The organism is Bacillus sp. N447-1 (assembly GCF_022701035.1).
Lineage (GTDB): Bacteria > Bacillota > Bacilli > Bacillales > Bacillaceae_G > Bacillus_A > Bacillus_A cereus.
This window is the reverse complement of sequence record NZ_CP065509.1, coordinates 1238402-1255832: the sequence shown is the minus strand read 5'-3', so window position 1 is coordinate 1255832 and position 17431 is coordinate 1238402. Positions and strand designations below refer to the sequence as shown.

The following is a 17431-nucleotide window of genomic DNA, read 5'->3' as shown; positions in this document are numbered from 1 at the left end:
ACTGATTTTGGGAGGTACCATGTGCAATATAATTACTCTGTAAAGCTAAAAAATCCAAGGTCTGTATTTTGCCCTGTCATGAAAGCAGAAATGTCGATTCATTCGGAGGAAGTATTAGAGATTGGTTTTTTTTCAAAGATATTAATATGGGCGATCGGAATCGAAAAAGGTTATTCTAAACAAGAAATCGCTGAAATTACCGGGATGCCTTTAAACATTGTTGATGATGAAGCAAGCTACTTATCCAAAATTGGGTTGGTAGAGGAATTGGATCAACCATTAAATCTAACTGAATTGGGAAATTCATTTTATCGGAAGGTTGTGGCTGTCGAAACTTTTAATGATCTTAAGGAACAAGTTCTCATTAATTGTGTCTCAGGAGAGATTATTGCAAATAATGCAAATATCATTAAGAAACAGGAGATTAGTGCAAATGAGATTGTTTTGAGTCAAAGAATCATCCCGGATTTGTATGGGAATTTAAACCCTTCCAATTCAAAGGAATTTTTGTTGGAGAACTTTGATTTATCACCTTTATCCCTAGAAGAAAAGTCGCTTTTGGATGTGTCACTGAAGCTGTTATTTGAAAAGGACAGAGAGAAAAAAGTGTTCATTCATTTTAAGACTAAGCATGTTCCTTTTATCCTTCATGGTGGTATGGTAAATGAGGTAGATGGAGAACAACTTGTACCAAGGGAAGAAAGGCCAATTATGGAGGAGACCCACTCGTTGCTACCGTTTATGTATCCAATGCAAAAAGGGAAATTGCGTATTACTAATTTGTTATTAGACCCTTATCGATATGTGTTAAGCACACTTGATAAATTGGAGCAGTTTGAAGGTGGGTTGATTAGTGATAAAGCAGTCCATCTCCTAGAGCTATTCCAGGAGGAACAGAGAATCCAACATCAGCTTTCGATGGAAATTTATTTTGATTGTGTTTCAGGTATACTAACCACTGCTCTAGATCCTAGTTATAGAAGGGAAAAGAATATTCGAAACGAAGTAGAGATACTCCCTAATTACAAAATAGAAGATATTTTAATAAGAGATTTTGCCATCGTATTAGAGAATTTGACAAGCTTAGACGTAGATAATACGGATTGGGAGCTCGGCTTTGAGGTAGAAGAGGAATTTTATTTAAAAGTAAATGAAAATCCAGCAAATATTTTCAGTATGGGGTGAGAACATGGCTCGATCAGCGTTTAACTTTTCACGACAGGCGTCAGCCTTGTTTAAAGTTGCGACAAAGAGAACGATTAGCAAGACGAACTTAGCGTTGTTAGCTATTGATACAGCTGTTTCTTTAATTGAAGCGGGCTGTGCCTGTTTAAAATATAATGAAGCGAAAAAACAGACAAGTGAAATTAAAAAACAAGTAAACGTAAAAAAAGAGTTAGTAGATGAGGAAGAAAAGGAAAAGGAAAAACAAATTGAATCAGAATTTAATTTGATGGTGGAAGAGCTGTTGAAGGAATTGAATGAAAAGAGACGGACACTCCAATTAAATGCTGAGAAAATACGAAATGAGATGATGATTAGGCTAAAGAAGGACGTTCAAGACAGTGAGAAATGGCTAAAGCAATTGGAGTTACAACAGCTAGCCATTGCCCCAATTAAAGAAACTCTTGCCCTATATGACAAGTTAATGCAGCTATCGGATACGGGGAATCATAAACAGTTTTTAGAATTGGAGGAGCAGCATCGAATCTGTCTACAAAAATATACGGAGTTAAGAACACAATTTATATAGAGGTGAGACATGATGAGTAATCATAAAAAAGGTAATCTAGATAAACATTCGTCAGTTATTAAGGTGGATGATATGGAAATTATTGATATTAATTCAAAGGCGGTTGGTGCAGGTATGAGTACGGGGGATATTGTATCAAAGGTAGTAGAAGTGGCCCCTGCTGTTGTCGAAAGTATTTCTGGTGCATATAACATGAGGCAACAAACGCTTCAAGAACGAGAGAAAACGAAAGGACTAGAAATAGAAACTAAGCACAAAATTGCGGAGTTACAGAGTACAACAGCTCAAATTTTAAGTGAAAATGACAAACAAATTCAGGCTCTAAGAAATGAAGATTCCAAGCATGAAAGAGAAACAAACTTAGAACGAGAGAATGTCATTACAGAAAGAGAAATGAAATTGAAAGAACTAGATCATAAAGGTAATCTTGAAATGAAAAATCTGGAGGAGGAAAGTGAAAAGCGGAAAAGTAAAACGTCAACGATTGAATTGTGGCAAGACGCTTTTCGATTGAAGATGGAAAAAGGAGAAGATTACTCTTTTGAAAGCAAAATGCTAATGGAGGCTATTCAGAAATTGGACCGTTAAAAAATAGCTTATTGGTAGAGAGAAGGTGAGAGTGTGATTCCGTTAATTGCAGCAGGTTTGGCAGTAGTAGGGATAGGTGCAACCATTGGCGCCTTTATTTTTGATACATTAACAGAGGAAGAGAAACAGGAACAAGGTAGGATACGAAGAGATTACGAGGATTACGTTGCGAGAAAGCAGGAGCAGCTGCAAGCGTTATTAGACCGTAAACAAAAAGAGTTTGACTCTTTATCGAAGCAAGAGCAGGAGAAATTAGACAAGGAAATTGCGGAACTTACAAATGAAAATCATAGATTTCGCGAAATATATCATAAAGCAATCTTGGCTCAATTATCCGAGCATCGAAATCGAAGAGAATTGGTGAAGGAGGAAATTAGTTCCGCTATCAGTCGGATCCGTGAAATTAAAAAGCGACATCATTACTCGTTACTGAGAAAGCAATCGTTAACGCAATTAGAATTTACTCTTCAAGAATCACTACAGAAGATCAATAGCTACTTAGAATACTTAAAGAAATATGAAAAGCATTTAGCATATTGTGTACGTTCTGGAAGGGATTTACCGGAGCCATTTGAGTTCTTGTTGCCAAAGCAGTTCCCTTATCGTGGACAAGTTCTTTTTATGAAAAAAGGGGAAGTCACACAAAATGGTATTTTCGATGTTAACGACCAGTTTACATTGAATTATTCATGTGCTGATTATGACATGGTGAAGGAGTACGACGAGCATGCTGAAATCCCATTTTTTGTGGATTATTATGATTTCGAGCATTACTCTTACGTTCTCTCCATTGCAAAGGGTGCTTTTAAAGATTTAGCTTTGTTCCAGCCGAGTATTGGGCTTGAGGCAAAGGTTACCCGACATGATCAATCGAAAAAGCATAGTGATATTTTTTTAGATTTTAAAGGCATAAATTTAAAGTTGCCGAGAAAAAACTTAGAAAATCCATTACGACTTCCGCCGCGAGGTACTAAATTACGAGTGTTTCCTTCGGTCTGGGATTATTTTCTAAAAGATACCTGGGATATTATCGTTACAGAGCGCTTTCAGGAATCTTTATCCGTATTACAGTTCCAACGTATTCCTCTCGCCATTCCAGTGAATTTAATTAATTTGCTGAATGAATGGATGGAAAAGAATGATTATTGGAACGAGACGGATGAGTGGAAAATTGCTCCGTTTGATGAAAATGACCTTTCAAATTTAAAAGAAATCAAGCTACAGCTTGGAACAAATTTAGTGCTACGAGCTAGCATGCAACAGTATAAAACGTACAACTATTTGAAGCTAGAAGATGTTTTATCCAATGAATATTTGTGCAAGCCAGATGATGTTTTTGTAGCGATCAACACTGATTTATTTTTAACGTTGGAAGAAGAACTTCCGATTACAGATGAGGCGCAATTTGAGGAGTTAAACCAGCTTTGCATCTTACTGATTCATGAATTTAAAAACCAAAAGAGCATTAAAGAAAGCCATGAAGGAATGCTGTATTTTAATAAATGGGCGGAAATTACCGATAGGTTAATTACCTATAAATTTAAGGGGCCCTCTCAATTATGTCAGGTTAAGAACATTTCTTTTAAAGAGATAGATAAAATCACAAAGCAAGCCATTTATTACGGGAACATAAAAAATATCAATGAGGTAAGGGCGTTTTTAGAAAAGGAAAGAAGAGGCCCTCGTCATTATTTTATTGAAACGAATGATGGAACATTTACCGTGCGCTTTCATGAAACAGGAGAAGTCATTACGATTTATGGTGATTGCGGGCTAGAGGGAGAGATAGATCTTCTTTTATATGAAAAAAATATGCCATATCCAGAAATACAGCAGAAGAATGCTCTTAATGCGTTTCGACAAGGATTAGTTAGCAATTCGAACATTAAAACGTATGTGTTAAACTCGCTGAATGTGGAATCGTCTAAAAATGAATTTAACTTGGCGAGTTTTTATAATCGGTATATTGAAGAGAATCCAAATCAGAATCAGCTTGTAAGGAATAGTTTGCAGGAGAAGGAATTTTATATGATTCAAGGTCCTCCTGGAACAGGGAAGACTACGGTTATTATTGAAATCATCCTGCAATATTTAGCGAAGCATCCCAATGACAGAGTTCTTGTCGTATCCCAAGCAAATGTTGCCGTCGATAATGTTATGAAAGACTTAATAGACATTTATGGACCGGAAACAATGATTCGTTGTGGTAAGGCAGACAAGATTGACCCCCACATTCATCCGGTGAGCTTTGAGAAAAAATATGCGGAATATATGGAAGAGCTAGAGCAAAAAAAACATCTCTATGGGTCTGATCCACTATTTAACCGTTGGTACGACGAGGTTAGTGCGGATGGGGAGTATAATCCTCATTTAGGGGAATTAATTTTAATAAGCAATAAGATTATAGGAGCAACTTGTGTAGGGCTAGCACAAAAATCGATTGGGCTAGACCGTTTAGAATTTGATTTAGTTATAATTGACGAGGCAGGGAAGGCACTGCCAGCCGAGCTGCTAATTCCAATTAATCGAGCGAAGAAGTTAATCTTAATAGGGGATCATCGCCAGCTACCGCCTACTCTAGACAGCGCTTTATTTGACTCGGAAAAAGTCGAAATTGAAGATGAAGAATATGTAAAAGAGGAGCTTTTTGAGAAAAGTTTATTTGAGAAATTGTATATGAACTGTCCGGACAGTAACAAAGGCTTGCTAGCTACCCAGTATCGAATGCCCGCGGTGATAGGGACGATGATTAGTGAAATTTTTTACGATGGACAGCTACGAAACGGTGGAAGTACTTATCAAAAAGAACTATCCTTTTTTGGTAATCATTTAAATCTGATAGAAATGAGCAACGATTCTGCCTATAAAGAAACTGTCATTGCGGGCAAATCTCCTGTAAATGAACGAGAAGCCGAAATAGTAGCGGACATTTTGCATAGGATAAACGAAAAAATTTGGCCAATGACGAAAATAGCGATTATTACCCCTTATAAAGGACAAAAACGATTGTTACAGCAAAAGCTATTAGAGAACGGATTAGATCCGTATAATGGGAATATAGCTGTCAATACGGTAGATGCCTTTCAAGGAGAAGAAGCGGAAATTGTGTTATATTGCATGACTCGTTCCAAGCATAGAACAAATTTCTTTTCGGACATCGCACGTATCAATGTCGCCATTTCACGTACGAAGTCTGAGCTACTTATTATTGGTTCTATCCCGTATATGAAAAGTTATGGTAAGGACAGTGCAATTTACAAAGTGGCAACGTATGTGGAAAAACATGGAGTGATTATTCCGTACAGCAATTTAAATGCATTTTTAAAGGAATGTTCATTAATAGTTCCAGTTAGAATGGTGACCAAAACGGACTCTACTTTCTCTCTGCAAATAAAGGAAAAGGAAGAGACAGTAAGTGCAAAGGAAAAAAGCACAAAGGTAGAAGTTATGTCAGCTATTGAATGATGACCATCTTTATAAAGAGTTAAAATAGCCAATTTTTCAGCTTTAGAATATTTCATTCGAGCCATAAAAAATACTCCCCTTAGATAAACAGATTTTTATTTTTTATCTGTCTACCTAATGGGGAGCATATCATCTTTTTTCAAAATGGCTTTTTTTGGTGCTCACTAAATAAGGATTTGCAAAACATTTCTGATCAAACTTTATTCCAAGCCAACATTAAATCCTGATTCAAAGAATAGCTGTGTTGTATAAATCAGAAGGAATTTATATATTGCAAAATAAGAGAAGGTATATAATTATTTTTGTGAAATTGTTAACAAAAAGGTAAAAAAGGGTGCAACTAATTCAAAGAATCCTGTTTTTATATGTTTTGTCAGTATCGAACTCTTTTCCATTTTGACAACAGATTCTATGTAATTTATTATCGTAGATGTAAGACAATATCGAAAAGATCTGTGTCGTGTTAATAAAGGTGTTTAATTTTGTTTCTAGAAATGCAGTAACCTCCTATCTGTTAATTTGGTAGGAGGTTATTAGGGTTATTTAATTTATGTAAGTATCTACATTTATTAATACTAATACGTTGTATAAATATTAGTATAAGGAGTACAAATGATGAAAAGAAAATGTACTAGCTAGCCTCCTATCTTATCAACTTAGGGAGGAAGTGTTCAATCTATTATTAGCGAAAGGAGCCAAAAAGATTTTTATAAATTTATTTTTGTTATTTATTTTTAAGTGAATATTCCAGATGAAGAATGATATTGGATGAAAGAAAGATAAATAAATTATAATTTTAAAAAGTGAATGAGCCATTTTTTCTGTTTTAAGAATGTCACCAATTGACATCTTATTTTAAAAGATATTCGAAACATCTTTTTAAAATCTAAACTTACTGCGTTTTCTTTATTGTTATTATTATTGATAGTAAGTAGATTACTTTGAAGTTGATTTTCTTCTCTATTATTTTTATATACACTTCCAGCTACAATGTCTTCATATTCTCTTAAAGTAATCGTCAGCTCTTTTATTTTGTTTTGTTGTTGTTCAATGTTTTCTTTGTATTGTTCAATTTTTTTCTGTGATTGTAATAGGTCATCGTAAAGCGAGTGAATCACTTCATTGACGTGTTTTAAAGCACCTGACAAAGCTTTTGTATCATTACCATAACGTTCAATAATAAATTCGATATTAGGTAGTGGAAGAGGAGGAGCATCATTTTTTGTACTTAATAAAGGTGTATTTAATCGTTCGATATCTTTACGCTTCCTTCGAGACCATACATGTCTTTTTATTCCCGTTACACCTTCTAGGGCTGAAAAATTTATTCTCCCAGGTGTTTTTGATACATATTCTAGTAAAATTTTAGTTAATTCTTCATCGGTATATTTTGGGGGTCTTCCTTTTTCTTTTTTATTCAATGTAATGTATCCTCCTTTTATTAAGTGGTTTATTTATGCAATACAATTATTCAATTGTTTTAGGTAATTTGGCACCCACAATAGCTTTTTGATTTAATAAACGATTTAATTCATTGGCACTTGAAGATAAATTTTCTTGATCAATTAAAGAGTAATTTAATTCTTCTAGATTGTAATTCATATTTTTAGAAAGAAATGTTAACATGCTAACTTGCTCGTTAATTTTTCTTTTTAATAGTTTTGAATAGTCATTGAGCCAGGTCAGTCCTTCGTCGATTTTATCTGTCTCAGGTGAAAACAAATAATGACTACAGTGGCGACAATCCCCAGTACAATTGAAAGGATATTCGATATCAGTGCAATATCCAAAATCAACTGGTAAAAAGTTCTTTGTATCATATGTATCTTTATATAGTTTATATTTATTAATAGTGTCTCTAGTATATTGAGAGAACGATGAGTCTGGTAAGGAAGTATTTACGTGCATTAATCTCCTATGTTTCTCAGTTAAATTATATACCCATGATTCGGTGAAATATGTAAGATGACTCCAGTAGCCTTTTTGTGTCTCTAAACGCTTATGTCCACCAATAATAGCTATGGTTAGCATATTAAATCCTTGTAACATCATGTTGCAAAATGCTAAGTGTCGAGTATCTCCAGGAGAAATTTGTTCTATTTGATCATAATTGTACTTCTTTTTTAATATCTCGCGGTAGAACTGATCAATTAGAGAATCAAATTGTCTTAAAGGAAGAAACTCAGTATGCCTTGTACGTTCACTCCCAAGGTGTTCTTTATACATTTCATAGTATTTATAGGTAAATAAATACTGACTATTATCCTCCTTAGATAAGAAGGATTTAAAGGTCTGAACTAAATCATAAATTTCTTTATTAATTTGAAGTGTGTCGGTTATATCAAGATCCCTTAGTAAAGTACCTTTTTCTTTACTTCTAGGAAGTGTAATTTCATATTTATTTACACTGTTTTTTGTTGGATTTACACAGCTCCTTTTAAGTTTTAAGAATTCTGTAGGGCGTATAGGTATAACAGTGGTTATTTTCCACCAAAGCACAATTGGGAAATATTTTTTTAGTTCAAATTTAGTCCCCTCATTCAAAAATTGTTCGATTTTTTCATCAAAATATAGTATATGGCGATAATTAGGTAAATCTCGATTTTTTGAATATTATTAATGAAAGGTGAGCAAATATCAATAAATTTATTTGAATTGGTAATTTCAATGAAAGAAAAAAGTTTATCGTACATCTGGCTAAATCGTCTCTTTTTCTGTAGTTGTGTTTACTTATATATTCTTCCAAATCAGTAAGGTAGTTTAAGTTAAATGCTTTTGATATTTGAATCGATTCTTTTATACAATGAATGACATTTTGTATATGATTGACAGAGAAATGTTGTTCAATTAAGTAAATGGTGTAGCACTTTAAAGTAATATTTAAAGTGCTGTACAGTTCTATATCAAATAAAATTCCACGACGATTATAGTCTTTGTCTCTTATGAACCATTTTGTATCATAAAAGGATTCATTTTCAATTATATTAGCGGTTTTCCATTTGTTAAAATTTTGTAAAAATGATTCTATCTCTTCCTTTGTGCCTTGAAAATGCGTTGGCTTTATGGAAATTAAATTAATAGAACCATCTTTATCTAGGAATTTAGTTTTGTTTAACATTAATGACTACCTCCTTTAGTAGAGAGGTGATAATTTGGATAGTTAAAGAGAAAATATTTATTTGTCTCGGTAATGATATTTTCAAGGACTTCAAAGTTAATAAAGGTCTCTATATAAGATTTTCCAAATTCTGAAATAGCTTGGTTAATTATATCTAAAATTAAAATAAACCTCATGGTGTCTCGATATCGAATTGTATCGAAGTTAGAACTTTTATAGAGGTATGAATATTTTTAATTCTTCCACGATACTAATCAATAAATAAATATTGAATATTGCATTAGGACAGTTTAAGCAAGAATCTAAGTTTGGAAAAGCGCACTGCGGATAGATAATGCATTGTACATGCTTAGTTTTAGAAGGATTTTCTCCTTTAAGATTTTAATAATAATCTCTATCACTTGATCTTTTGGAAGTTGCATTAATTTATCAATAATTGGTGCTCTTTCATTTTGATATTTAAGGAGTAGAAATGATATATCTTCTAATTGAGAAGGAGAATAATCATTTTTCAAAACTTGTATAATAGATGTACGATTTTCTAATAAATCAAACTCTGTATCTTTATCCATTGCTAAATCAATGATGAAATTATAGAGCCATCCAAAGGTTCCGCGATTAAATAAGTTAAGCGAGACGGTGTCCAAATTCCCATCGTGATTTGTAGATTGAACATAGGCAGTAATTGAATTCATATTTCTATGGTTTCTTAAGTTTTTAGTTAGTTCATGCGATATTTCTGAGTGTTTACCATAGTTAGTTACAGTATAGAAAAAGTGAGTGAGTAAAGAGCGATTCATAATCAAACTGTTAAATTTAGGTAATTTTTTATTTTTATCAAAAAAGGTATGAAAACGTGAGTGTGAATTACTATATTTGCTTAGTGAGCCAAGTAAACGATTTTGTTTTTTATAGTTCCTACGATGTAATTCGCAAATTAGCAATGATGTTGCAGCTGGTATAATCATGTCTTCATTACATAGAAATTGCCCTAAAGAACCCGTTTTAGAAATGTGAATTTTCTTACATACTACATAATAAAAATTTACAATACTTTGAGCTTGATTAATTGAAAGACCATTATCTTTAAGCTGTTCTAAATTATAAATGTTTAAGCCTTCTATTTCTTCTAAAGGTAAGTTTGGAAGTTCGGTAACTATTGTGGATTTTCTCCATCCGTTAATCATATGCATAATAACAAAAAGCCAAGTTTGAGCATATTGCTTATTCTGTTTTGCCATTGCAATATGTAGGTCAATGTTATTCGCGTATGTATAAAAAGCAAGAAATGTTTGTTTATCATATATTTCTTTATCTCTTTTAAGTTTTTCATTATATTCAATTTTATAGGTGTTTTTAAATATACATTGCACTTTACTATAACAATAGTTCAAAAAATGTATAAAGTTTTGTTTATGAGTAAGCGGGATGCTCTCGGTGTTTAAAACCTCTTCGAGCTCTTCATCAGTTAATAAGGTGATTTCTGTTCTTAAATTAAGAATAATGCTATTTAGAGTGTTAAATAAGGAGCGTGCTTTATCTGTAAAAGAGTCTTCTTGGCCTCTAGTTTGAGAAATTTTTAATAATACAAAATCATTATATAAATTTACAGTGTTTTTGAAGTCTTCTCTGTAATGTAATGTTGCAATTTTTTTATTATATAATTCAATAGCAATCATAGAAAAGCTCTTTTTCTTATTTGTTTTAATAGAGTCTATAGTACCTTTGGGGATAAAAAAATTAGTATTTGAATTTGATTCGTATGAATTAGTGTCAGAAAAAGAGGAGAACTCCAACTTCTCGTTTTGAACTAATTTGTGAAGTGTTTTTCTTGGCATTTCAAGTTCTTTAGCAGCTTGTTCTAGAGTTAGAAAATTTTCACTAGCTTTTTGAAAGCTTAAAAAATCGTGTAGTTCTTTTTCTGATATAAGTATCTCTCCTCTTAAGTTTTTTTTAGTAAATTTTAAAGTACCATTTTTAATCATTTGTAAAACTTCTTTTTCTGTACAAGAGAGCTTTTGAGCACAGTTTTCAATTGAAATGTAATCTTTGAATGTTGCTTGTCTGTTTAAGTAATCTGATAGCTCTGTTTCCGGTATTAAATATTTTTTTTGAAATACATTAAAATATGCATTAGGAAATTCACCATTATGAATAAGTGGTAAAATACTACTATCATCTTTATTAAGTTTCTTACAAACGTCTTGAACAGTCATAAATCCTTCAGGTAACTCGAGCATTGATTCATAATCAATAATATCTGTTAAAGGTATATAAGCCCGTCTTTTTATAATAATTCTATTTTGAAAGATACGAATCATTATTATAGTAAAAGGGGTGACCTTCAACATCTTCTTTTGGAATATAATACCTTTTGTCGCAAGGGAATTTAAAAGTATTTGTAAAAATTCTCCTTTTTATAAGGTCAAGTACAGCTGGGACAGTGATATTAAGTATTTTACTTATGTCTTCTACTGTATAGGAAGATTCTTTCTTCTGAAGTAAGTTTATAAATGAAATTATATCTTTTTTTGAAATATAATATTGTCTACCTTGTTTAATTGAATTTGGAAATGCACCAAGTTTGAGCAGTCTACGTGTTTTTTCCAAGGGTATATTTAACTTTTGGCTAGCTAAAGATATAGGGTAGTGTGTTCTTGCAATATCATTTTCTTTAAATTTCGCAATATCTTCCTCTGCAATTCGCATCTCTTTTTTTGAAATCCATTTCGCATACAATTCTCCGTTATTAATAAGTTTATATACGATTCCACGAGATAAGGATAATTGTTCGGCTGCTTCTTTTATTGTGAAAAACTTCATATTAGTTCTCCTTAAATGTTTATTGTAATTTATAGTTTTATTTCGGTATTAATATAAAGTTGATTAAGGTAATGCTCTAAATTGGTTTTCATTCGTTTTGTATTTGACATATACTCAAGTGAACTTGATAGATTATCATCTCCGCGTAAAAGAGCGACATCTTGAGGGTTTTTTGCAACTTCTGCAAGCATGTTGGTAAAAATTCCTCTACCTATATGTGTAGACCAATCGGTATTACTTAGGGCGATGGACGCTATTTTGTCATTTGGGTCCTGGGAATGTTTTAAATAATTAATAAAGGCTTTCTTTGCCTTAGTAAAATAATAACGATAACTAGCGCCAGTCATTGGTAAACCTTTTTTATTAAGGAAAATAGCATTAATATCGGAGTCTTTTACATATTGCTGGTAGTGTAATTTATATAATTGTCTTAGCCAATCCCTAAACCCGAGAATTAATTGATCTCTTGGCTTTTTGACATAACTTGAACCTGATCCATCTTTAATATCAATGCGATTAATACTATTTTTAACATTTAAAAGCAAACCATCTTGACCGTAAGGACCTATGAGTTTAATTTCGGACGTTCTAATATTCACCACTTCTCCAACACGTAAACCACCAAATATTTGCATGTAGACCCCTAATGCAATAGGATTTGCTATTTCAAATACAATTTCTAAAAATCTTAAAATATAAATATGCGGTATATCATGTTCAATGTTACTTTTTTCTGGTGAAGGGACAATGATGCTTTCAAATTGCGTGCTAATGTAATCTGCAATAGAATTTTTAGAACTAATCAAATGTTCATTACTTGTTGATAGAGTATTGTTTAAATTATTTTTTGAAAGGTAGATGAAAAACTCTTTTATAGTACACCGATAACTTAGAACAGTTGCTCTAGATTTCCCTTCCAAAGTCAAATTGTTTAAGAAACAAATTGCATGCTCGTAATTTAAATGTTCTAGAGAATATAATTTGTAATTCTTCTGCTTTCTTAGAAGAAAGTTCAAAAATACTGCTAAATTTTGTGTATGTATTTTCATAGTATTGTAGTTTCTATGTTTCCATTTGGAAAATATGAAATCCGTTAGAGGATGAATAATAGCATGCTTAGTCATAAATGTTTTTATAGCTAATGTGGCATGTTTCTTTTGTATAGGTTTTCCTTGTACATTCCTCCCAATACTAATCCATACAGGATACATAATAAACTTTATTCTTGTTGTTATCTCTTCATTAAAAGGAAGAATGTTATTATTTTTATCCATTAATTCTTGTATGAGGAACACCCTTATAAAAAGTAGTAGATGACGAATCATTCTCTATGTAAATTATAAATAATATTTTGTATATTGAAAATAATCATTTAATTGCGTGCATAAAAGATTTTAAAAATCTTATTATAGCTATAACTGTAATAATTATTAATGTACAATATATTTAAGCTCATAATTTTTTTTATATGGTACGGAAGCGACTCGCGCAGGTATTATTACGATGCTGAAAGACCGTAAGTATATAGATGTAAAGAAAAACCAAGTGTATGCGACTGATAAAGGAAAAGTATTAATTACCGCAATTGGTGATAAAATACTAGCTTCACCAGAAATGACTGCGAAATGGGAACAACGTCTTGCGGAAATTGGTGAAGGTACAGCTTCACCAGCTACATTTATGGAACAGACGAAAAAGCTATCAGCTAAAATTATTGAAGATGCAGTGGAAATGTCTGAGAAGTGGGATTTCACTGGACTACATGTTGAATCGATTGAACGAAAAGGATCGAAATTTACAACGGGTAAAAAGGTTGGTAGCTGTAAAAAATGTGATGGCGATGTAATTGATAAGTCAACGTTTTACGGTTGTTCTAACTATAATACAACGCAATGTGATTTCACCATTTCAAAGAAGATATTAAGTAAAACAATTTCGCAAAAGAATATGACAAAGCTCTTAAAAGGTGAAAAGACTGATTTAATTAAAGGCTTTAAAAAGGGCGAGAAAACGTTTGATGCGAAATTAGAGTGGAAAGATAATAAGATTAATTTTGTATTTGAGAATTAATTTGTTAAAAGAGCATGACATAAAACTGTCATGCTCTTTTGTTTTTCTTTATATAAAATTTAACGATAAAAAAATCCTTTAAATAATAATTTTTATTGTAAAACGATAAAACTTGTATTAAAATCAAAATCATAATAAATGAGTGAGGTGCTTTTGTTAAAAGGTAACAACCTTATTTTTAAAATTAGAGGAGGTATAACTATGAACATTAACAATTTGATTGTTAAAAATATGGATAACCCCCATGAGTTGGAGAAGATGTATAGAAAAGATCCGAAAGCTTTTAAAAAAGCATTCTCACAAGCATGGGACCAAAACCCTGATTCTCAAGTTCTAGGTGCTTGGTATGAAAGGTTGCATTTCAAGGAGAAAGTAAATAAAGAAAAAACATCTTTGTTTCAAAAAGGTTTCTTATTCATGGGCCTTTTAGCTATTCTGGCCGGCATAAGCACCAGGATCATTTTCCACTTTGTTGAGCAGGAAGCAATTGCTCCAATTAACTTGGCTTTTGGTGTAATTCCCTTTATTGCTGCTTATTTTGTTTACAATAATACTCCGAAAAAAAGTATTATTTATTCCCTTGCAGCGTTGTTCCTAATTTCCGGGTATTATCTTAATACGCTGCCAGTAAATTATAAAGACAGTACCATACTTGCGTATTTACATCTTCCTATATTTTTATGGGTCTTAGTAGGGCTTGCATTTACAGGAAATGAATATTCAAAAGGCAGTACAAGATTAGCCTATATTAAATTTAATTTAGAATATTGTCTTCTCTACGGGAGCATGGCAGTGAGCGGAATGATACTTGCGGTATTCACCATGCGTTTATTTAGCTTTGTTGACTTAGATATAGGAGAATTCTATTTTAGTAATGTTGTTTTATTTGGAGCAGCGGCTCTCGCTATTGTGACTGCATACTTAGTATCAATGAATCTTAAGCTTGCTAAAAATATTACACCATACATATCTAAAATTTTTAGTCCTCTCGTCCTGATTACCTTGCTTATCTATCTTATAACGGTAATTTGGATCGGGAAAAATCCATTCTTGGATCGCAATTTCCTAATGGCCTTCAACGGAATACTGCTTGGCGTATTGGCTGTTACTATATTTTCTATCGTTGAGAGTGACTCGGACGAGAAAAAGAACATTTCAGATTATATAAATTTTTCCTTAATTGTTCTGGCGCTTATTATTGACACTGTCGCATTGTCAGCCATAGTATTCAGACTTTCTTCTTACGGGATTACACCTAATAGACTTGCTGTTTTAGGAGTAAACATACTGATTTGGGCAAATCTCATTTGGATTATGTTTGCCTATATGCGTTTCTTGCAAAATAAATCAGGACTAAAAGCTATCCAAGATGCCGTTACGAAGTATTTGCCAATATACGGACTTTGGGCAGCTTTCGTTATATTTACGTTTCCTATCATTTTTAATTAGAAAGGATCTGTTAATGCGGGAGTGGTGAGGGCTAATAATCATTGGGGGATGAACAAAACCCCCAATGATTAAAGTTTCACTTTATTACAATTGGTATTATTACGTTTGTAGTTTCGGTAATTTCATTTGTATTGATAAATAAGAAGCAAGTGTTGTATGTAATCTTTCCATAATAAAAACCGTCCCAAAATGGGACGGTTTTTATTATGCGTATTGCCGTTTTTTCTTAATAAGCAACAAAACTTGTGAAACAAAAGCTAGTACCGGTAACTCAATCAACGGTCCAATAACGAGTGCAAGTGCGATAAGAGGCTCGTCTGGAAAAGCTGTTACAGCGATAGCGAGTGCAACAGGTGAGTTTCTTGCTAACGTTGTTAAGCTTAGACTTACTGTATCTTTGTAAGATAAATGCATGATGCGCCCGATAAATTGTCCTAGTAAGAAATTAATGATGAAGAACAATAGAACAGGAACGAGTAATAATAAAACGACATTCATATTTTGCAGTAAATATTTACCTTGTGATGCAAACATCGCTACTATTGCTAAACTTAAAAATACAATTTGAGCAGAGCTGAAAAACGGAATGAGTTTATTCTCGAGAGTTTCAGCTTTTTTCATTTTATTCATAATGAACTTTGTAGCGTGTGCAAGTATAAATGGTAAGACGATTACGATAACAATACTTTCTACTAAAACAGAAATCGCTACAGTTTTCATGACACCAGCAAATAAAAATAAATAAATGGGAAGGAGCAGTACTTGCAAAATTAAATTTACAGGTAAAATTGCAGTAGAAAGTGCTACATTACCTTTCGCTATTTCAGTAAAGATTAAGTACCAATCTGTACATGGAGTAACCATTAACATTATAAATCCAACCCAAAGTGCTGGATGATCGGAAAGAAATAGTGCTCCTAACCCCCAAGCGAGTAAAGGTGTCCATAAGAAGTTAATAGTAAGACTTGTTCCAGCAAATTTTAAATTGCGAAATCCGTTTTTTATTTCTTTTAATGGAATGCTGAGGAATAATCCATATAGCATGAAAAATAAGAAGGGGACAATAAATTTGTCTGAATACGTATGTATCATATTAAATTGTCCGAGTACGATGCCGCATGTAACAGCAAAAAGAATAATAAAAGTTTGAATCTTTTCTATAGTGCTCATGAATAAATCCTTTCTATATATGAATTTTCCTCTCAAAGTTTATTATACAAGTAATAAAGATGTATTTGGTGTTCAATTGTATTTTAGTTAATATTTTTAATTTGAGATTTTATTTTTATCAAAAGTTACTTGACTAAAGTAAGTGACTATATTACAATCACTTACATAAGGTAATTAAATAACAAAAAGTTGTGATAGCGTAACTTAAGGTATCTATTGGAACTTTTTCTTAGAATAAGAATTTTATGATGATGAATAATGAATATGAAAAGAAAGATTAGGTGAAGAAAATGGGACTATTTAGCTCATTATTTGGTAAAAAAGAAGAAAATACGAATGTAGAGGGGAATAAAAAAATGTCAAAAGTATTATTTGTAAAAGCAAACGATCGTCCAGCGGAGCAAGCAGTTAGTTCAAAAATGTATGAAACATTTGTAAGTACTTATAAAGAAGCAAATCCAAATACAGAAATTACGGAATTAGATTTATTTGCATTAGATCTTCCTTATTACGGAAATATCGCGATTTCAGGTGGATATAAACGTAGCCAAGGCATGGAGTTAACTGCTGAAGAAGAGAAGGCAGTTGCTACAGTAGATCAATATTTAAATCAGTTTTTAGAAGCTGATAAGGTTGTATTTGCATTCCCATTATGGAACTTTACAGTACCAGCGCCATTAATCACATATATTTCATACTTATCTCAAGCTGGAAAAACGTTTAAATATACAGCGAATGGCCCAGAAGGTTTAGTTGGTGGTAAAAAAGTAGTTGTGTTAGGTGCTCGTGGTTCAGATTACTCTTCAGAGCAAATGGCTCCTATGGAAATGGCAGTTAATTACGTAACAACGGTACTTGGATTCTGGGGAATTACAAATCCAGAGACAGTTGTAATTGAAGGACACAATCAATATCCAGATCGTTCACAACAAATTGTTGAAGAAGGTCTAGAAAACGTTAAAAAAGTAGCAGCAAAATTTTAATTCATGATAGTA

13 protein-coding genes and 1 pseudogene are annotated in these 17431 nt (G+C 32.4%); 7 read left to right on the top strand and 7 right to left on the bottom strand.

Going from position 1 to position 17431, the window contains the following annotated elements; genetic code table 11:
* The first annotated feature begins 21 nt into the window (after positions 1 to 21).
* Genes IQ781_RS06230 through IQ781_RS06215 form a run of 4 tightly spaced genes read left to right on the top strand, consistent with a single transcriptional unit; the run spans position 22 to position 5806 of the window.
* A complete protein-coding gene (locus IQ781_RS06230) occupies positions 22 to 1185 on the top strand; it encodes a hypothetical protein (RefSeq protein ID WP_242808261.1) in 1164 nt (387 codons plus the stop codon).
* 4 nt (positions 1186 to 1189) lie between these two features.
* Positions 1190 to 1753 carry a hypothetical protein gene (locus IQ781_RS06225; RefSeq protein ID WP_242808260.1) on the top strand — a complete coding sequence of 188 codons (564 nt, stop codon included), beginning with the start codon at positions 1190 to 1192 and terminating at the stop codon, positions 1751 to 1753.
* A 12-nt stretch (positions 1754 to 1765) separates the two neighbouring features.
* Positions 1766 to 2341, top strand: coding sequence for a hypothetical protein (locus IQ781_RS06220; protein ID WP_242808259.1), 576 nt, complete (start codon positions 1766 to 1768; stop codon positions 2339 to 2341).
* 33 nt (positions 2342 to 2374) lie between these two features.
* Complete coding sequence (locus IQ781_RS06215; protein ID WP_242808258.1) at positions 2375 to 5806, top strand: AAA domain-containing protein; 3432 nt, start codon at positions 2375 to 2377, stop codon at positions 5804 to 5806.
* Positions 5807 to 6594: 788 nt separating this feature from the next.
* On the opposite strand, the gene IQ781_RS06210 is transcribed toward IQ781_RS06215, so the two are convergent.
* The 6 genes from IQ781_RS06210 to IQ781_RS06185 form a co-directional block, all read right to left on the bottom strand.
* Positions 6595 to 7227, bottom strand: a complete 633-nt coding sequence (locus IQ781_RS06210; RefSeq protein ID WP_242808257.1) for a hypothetical protein — start codon at positions 7225 to 7227, stop codon at positions 6595 to 6597.
* Between the two features lie 46 nt (positions 7228 to 7273).
* Positions 7274 to 8350 (bottom strand): site-specific integrase, encoded by a 1077-nt coding sequence (locus tag IQ781_RS06205; protein WP_242808256.1) that lies wholly within the window; start codon positions 8348 to 8350, stop codon positions 7274 to 7276.
* A 43-nt stretch (positions 8351 to 8393) separates the two neighbouring features.
* The gene (locus IQ781_RS06200; protein ID WP_242808255.1) at positions 8394 to 8924 is read right to left on the bottom strand and encodes a hypothetical protein; all 531 of its coding nucleotides are present in this window, start codon (positions 8922 to 8924) and stop codon (positions 8394 to 8396) included.
* Positions 8925 to 9226: 302 nt separating this feature from the next.
* Positions 9227 to 11140, bottom strand: a complete 1914-nt coding sequence (locus tag IQ781_RS06195) for a helix-turn-helix domain-containing protein (RefSeq protein WP_242808254.1) — start codon at positions 11138 to 11140, stop codon at positions 9227 to 9229.
* An 82-nt stretch (positions 11141 to 11222) separates the two neighbouring features.
* Positions 11223 to 11747: a helix-turn-helix domain-containing protein gene (locus IQ781_RS06190; protein WP_242808253.1), complete on the bottom strand. Its 525-nt coding sequence runs from the start codon at positions 11745 to 11747 to the stop codon at positions 11223 to 11225.
* A 29-nt stretch (positions 11748 to 11776) separates the two neighbouring features.
* Positions 11777 to 13021, bottom strand: coding sequence for a site-specific integrase (locus IQ781_RS06185; RefSeq protein WP_242808252.1), 1245 nt, complete (start codon positions 13019 to 13021; stop codon positions 11777 to 11779).
* 196 nt (positions 13022 to 13217) lie between these two features.
* Here IQ781_RS06185 and topB point away from each other — a divergent pair.
* Positions 13218 to 13817 (top strand): annotated as a pseudogene (gene topB, locus IQ781_RS06180) (DNA topoisomerase III); the annotation flags it as partial.
* Positions 13818 to 14018: 201 nt separating this feature from the next.
* Positions 14019 to 15266 carry a DUF4153 domain-containing protein gene (locus IQ781_RS06175; protein WP_001024720.1) on the top strand — a complete coding sequence of 416 codons (1248 nt, stop codon included), beginning with the start codon at positions 14019 to 14021 and terminating at the stop codon, positions 15264 to 15266.
* Between the two features lie 204 nt (positions 15267 to 15470).
* Here the strand turns inward: IQ781_RS06175 and IQ781_RS06170 are convergent, their stop codons facing one another.
* Positions 15471 to 16436 carry an arsenic resistance protein gene (locus tag IQ781_RS06170; protein WP_000103809.1) on the bottom strand — a complete coding sequence of 322 codons (966 nt, stop codon included), beginning with the start codon at positions 16434 to 16436 and terminating at the stop codon, positions 15471 to 15473.
* 290 nt (positions 16437 to 16726) lie between these two features.
* On the opposite strand from IQ781_RS06170, the gene IQ781_RS06165 reads away from it, so the two are divergent.
* Entirely contained in the window at positions 16727 to 17419 is a 693-nt protein-coding gene (locus IQ781_RS06165) for an FMN-dependent NADH-azoreductase (protein WP_000522528.1), read from the top strand.
* The last annotated feature ends 12 nt before the right edge of the window (positions 17420 to 17431 follow it).